This window comes from Lentiprolixibacter sp. (assembly GCF_982873095.1).
In genome coordinates this window covers 1-4,453 of sequence record NZ_CEYNTP010000030.1, presented here as the reverse complement: position 1 = coordinate 4,453, position 4,453 = coordinate 1, and the positions used below count along the sequence as shown (strand labels likewise).

Annotated in this window: 4 protein-coding genes; 3 read left to right on the top strand and 1 reads right to left on the bottom strand. The window is 48.5% G+C overall.

Translation table 11 applies throughout. From position 1 onward, the window contains the following. Positions 1 to 2,492 (top strand): VPS10 domain-containing protein (locus AC4E7D_RS03520; RefSeq protein WP_490172426.1); only part of this gene is annotated, 2,492 nt, incomplete at its 5' end. 87 nt (positions 2,493 to 2,579) lie between these two features. After that, entirely contained in the window at positions 2,580 to 2,936 is a 357-nt protein-coding gene (locus AC4E7D_RS03515) for a hypothetical protein (protein WP_490172425.1), read from the top strand. A 1-nt stretch (position 2,937) separates the two neighbouring features. Here AC4E7D_RS03515 and AC4E7D_RS03510 read toward each other — a convergent pair whose 3' ends face one another. After that, positions 2,938 to 3,408, bottom strand: a complete 471-nt coding sequence (locus AC4E7D_RS03510) for a CBS domain-containing protein (protein WP_490172424.1) — start codon at positions 3,406 to 3,408, stop codon at positions 2,938 to 2,940. Positions 3,409 to 3,530: 122 nt separating this feature from the next. Between AC4E7D_RS03510 and AC4E7D_RS03505 the strand changes: the two genes are divergently transcribed. Next, on the top strand, positions 3,531 to 4,453 hold a 923-nt coding region (locus tag AC4E7D_RS03505; RefSeq protein ID WP_490172423.1), incomplete at its 3' end, for a M28 family peptidase.

Below are 4,453 nucleotides of genomic sequence, written 5' to 3'. Positions count from 1 at the left end.
TCTACGCTGCTATGTGGCAGCACAGACGTTACCCCTGGACCATGGAATCCGGCGGGGCATCTTCCGGATTATACAAATCCACAGATGGTGGGGATACCTGGGAGCAAATGACCGAAGGCCTTCCGGAAGAGTTCGGTAAGGCCGGAATTTCGGTTTCCCGGGCCAACCCGGAACGGGTATTCGCCGTGATTGAAGCCGAAGGGACCAAAGGCGGCGTATACCGCTCAGATGATGCAGGCAAGAAATGGACGCAGGTGAATAAAGACAGGATCAATATCGCCCGATCCTGGTACTATATGGAAATCTTTGCCGATCCGCAGAACGAAAATGTGGTGTATGTACTCAATGCCCCGGTGACCAAATCGATTGATGGCGGGAAGACATTTACACCCCTGTCCACCCCTCATGGGGACAACCACCACCTATGGATCCATCCCTATGACAACTCAAAAATGATCAATTCCAATGACGGGGGAGCGAACATTTCCAATAACGGGGGCAAAAGCTGGAGCTCCCAGCAAAACCAGCCCACTGCCCAGTTTTACCGTGTGATCACAGACAACCTGGTGCCCTACAGCGTTTACGGAGGCCAACAAGACAATTCTGCGATTGCCATCGCTAGTAGGACTAACGATGCTGGTATTGACTGGAAAGACTGGTATTCTGTTGCCGGATGCGAAAGTGCTTTCCTCGCATTTGACCCGGACAATCCCGAAGTCGTATTCGGAGGATGCTACCAGGGGATCATTGAAAAATGGGTCAAGGCTTCCCGGGAAGGCAAAAGCATAAAGGAATACCCGGAACTCGGGCTTAGTATTGCCCCTGAAGATTTCAAATATCGCTACAACTGGAATGCCCCGATTATCAGCTCTCCCCATGACCGGAATACCATCTATCATGCCGGGAATGTGGTTTTCAGGACCCGGGACGGCGGACACAGCTGGGAGGTGGTCAGCCCCGACCTCACCCGAAATGATAAAAGCAAACAGGGGCCAGGCGGCGGCCCGTATACCAACGAAGCGGCGGGAGGGGAAAACTATAACACCCTGATGGCCCTGGTAGAATCGCCGCACGAAAAGGGAGTGCTCTGGGCAGGAAGCGATGACGGCCTCATCCACCTAACCCGGGATGGCGGACAAAACTGGGCAAATGTAACCCCGCCTGACCTACCCGAAAGTATCATCAATAGCATTGAAGTGTCTCCCCATGATCCGGCTACCGCTTATGTAGTGGTCATGCGCTATAAGTTCATGGACCTTAAACCCTATATTTTTAAAACATCGGATTACGGACAAAGCTGGACGCAGATCACCAATGGTATTACAGGGGAACACACCTTTGTAAGGGTAGTGAGGGAAGATCCGGTTCGCAGGGGATTACTTTATGCCGGAACGGAGAACGGATTGTACATTTCCTTTGACGACGGCCAGCATTGGCAGCCTTTCCAGCTGAACCTGCCCGTTGTGCCAATTAACGATCTGACGATCAGGCAAAATGATCTGGTGGCGGCTACTGCAGGACGTTCCTTCTGGATCTTAGACGATCTTTCTGCACTCCAGAATTACCCTGCACAGCCAGTGGGAATCAAGCTCTTTACTCCCAAAGACACATATCGTATCATTGGTGGCAGTGTGGACCGGCCTGTACCGGGCCTTGGCAAGAATCCCAAATCCGGGGTTACTATAGATTACTATCTTCCCAGGGAGGCGGACACCCTGGAACTTACCCTGCAGGTTTACCAGGGGGAAAAACTCTTGAGAACCTTCAGCAATCAAAAACCAAAAGATTTTAAATCTTGGCCAGGAGGGCCACCCAAACCCCAGGTATTACCTGCCAGGCAGGGATACAACCGCTTTACCTGGGATTTCAAGCGGGAAACCCTACCTGCTGTGGATAAGGTATTCGTGTACGGGGATTATGGAGGTGCCCGTGTAGGTCCCGGCGAATACACGCTCAGGTTGTCCCTGGATGGGGAAGAATCAGAAACGGCTGTCCGTATTTTACCCAACCCAAAAGTTAGGGCTACTGCGGCCGATTTTCAGGTACAACAGGAGGTCCTTGAGCAAATAGAAACCACCATTCGGGACATTCACGAATCTGTTAACCAAATGCGTTCCGCCAAAAACCAGGTTGAGCATTATGCCGCCCTGTTGAAAGACAACGAAAAGGCTAAAGGACTGCTGGAAAAGGGAACATCCATAGCGGAACAAATCAAGACCTGGGAAGAAAACCTCATCCAGCCCAAACAAAAAACCTTTCAGGATGTGATTAACTTCAACAACCAGCTGAATGCACAGCTCATGCACCTCAAAGGGTTTGTAGATGCCGCTGAACCGAAGGTTACCGAAGGCGCCCGGGAGCGACTAAAGGACCTCCTAAGCGAGTGGGCCGGTTTCCAAAAGGATCGGGATAAAATTATAGTCGAGGAAATGGCTGCATACAATCAGATGTATTCTTCATTGGGATTACCGGCTATTATCATGGAAGAATAAGAACATTCAGGCTTCCCGCATTCTTAACGGGAGGCCTTTTCCCTTTGGGGATATACAACCAGTGATGTTCCCATCTTTAAAAATACAATGAGCGAGGAAACGAAATGTTTGGAATGCGGAGCTGTCCTTCGGGGGAGGGCAGATAAGAAATTCTGTTCAGATTACTGCCGAAATGCCTATCACAATCAGCAGAACCGAGACAGTAAAAACCTGATACGGAACATCAACAACCGCCTCAGGAAGAATTATCGCATCCTCGACAGTTTTCCATTAAGGGAAGGTAAAACCCGCACTACAAAAAACAAGTTATTGGATAAGGGTTTTGATTTTGACTACTTTACCAACCTGTATACCACTAAAAAAGGAAGTACCTACTATTTCGTCTATGACTTAGGGTACCTCCCTCTTGAAAATGATTACTATATGATTGTAAAGCGGGATTAGGTTATTTCCAGTTCTGTCCGCTGAGCTTTAAAGCAGCAACAACCACATCTTTTCTGCTGATCTGCCCTACAAGAAGCCCATCTTTCATTACAGGAAGCCTGCGGCGGTTATGTTTGTCGAATATCCCGGCCGCATCAAAAATACTCATATCGTGATCTATAGTCTCTACTTCCTTGGTCATAAAGCGTTCAACGCTTTTGTCAAGTATAGGCTGGTTGAAATACCTGCTTTCTGATATTTGTTTCATGCAATCCGCTTCTGAAACGATCCCCACCAGGAAACCATTGTCATCCAGCACCGGACCTCCAGAAATATGATGTTTGGCAAAAGCTTCCATCACCTCAAGGATGGATTGGTCTGGCCGAAAAGTAACCAGTTTCTTGCTCATGTAGTCTTCCACCAAAATAGGTGCCTCGTATTCCTTACGAGCTGAGGGTTTGGCCCTTTTTCCTTGAAAACTCTTAATTGCCATGATGTATTTGTTTTGATTAGGTGAATATTAAATATAGAGTTTTTCTGAATATATTTTAAATTTCATCGATAATCAGTAAATAAAAATCAGAATTTTATACTTTTAGCTGCCAATTTTACAGTATGAAGAACAGTACGGCACTTATTACCCTGCTCCTTATTATTGCTGCCATTACCTTCACTTTCAGGTCAGCCTCGCCAGCTTATTCCCCTGATGCCAATCTTGAAGAAACTAGTTTTTCCACAGAGCGTGCCCTGGCGCATGTGGAAAAAATGGCTATGGAACCCCACGCAGTTGGTTTTCCAGCTCATAAAGAAGTACAGCAATACGTAGTCCGGGAACTGGAAAAAATGGGGCTCGAAACCCAAATTCAGAAAGGCTATACAGCAGGGGACTGGGGCAACCTGAGTCGGGCCGAAAATATCCTTACCCGTATTGAAGGCAAGGAAGGCGGAAAGGCCTTGTTGTTACTTTCCCACTACGATAGTAATCCGCACTCTGCCCTTGGGGCGAGCGATGCGGCGAGCGGGGTGGCGACCATCCTGGAGGGTGTCCGGGCGTTCCTGGCACTTGGGATACAGCCGCGGAATGATATTATTATCCTGATAAGCGATGCCGAGGAACTGGGGCTCAACGGGGCGGACCTGTTTGCCAATAACCATCCCTGGATAAAGGATGTTGGCCTTGTTCTGAATTTTGAAGCCCGCGGTAGCGGCGGGGCCAGTTATATGCTTATCGAAACCAACAGGGGAAATGCCCGGCTCATTGAAGAATTTACTAAAGCAGCACCCCGACATCCTGTTGCCAATTCCCTGGCATATAGTATTTATAAGATGCTGCCCAATGACACCGATCTTACCGTCTTCCGGGAAGACCAGGATATCGAGGGGTTTAATTTTGCCTTTATAGATGACCATTTCGATTACCATACCGTAAAAGACAATTTTGAACGACTGGACCGGGAAAGCCTGGCCCACCAGGGGAGCTATCTGATGCCCCTGCTGCTGCATTTTAGCGAAGCGGATCTGGGCAATCTGAAAAGCCT

Excerpts from the sequence above, each read along its gene's own strand:
- AC4E7D_RS03515 (WP_490172425.1), top strand. The coding sequence starts at position 2,580 with ATGAGCGAGGAAACGAAATGTTTGGAATGCGGAGCTGTCCTTCGGGGG.
- AC4E7D_RS03510 (WP_490172424.1), bottom strand. The coding sequence starts at position 3,408 with ATGGCAATTAAGAGTTTTCAAGGAAAAAGGGCCAAACCCTCAGCTCGT.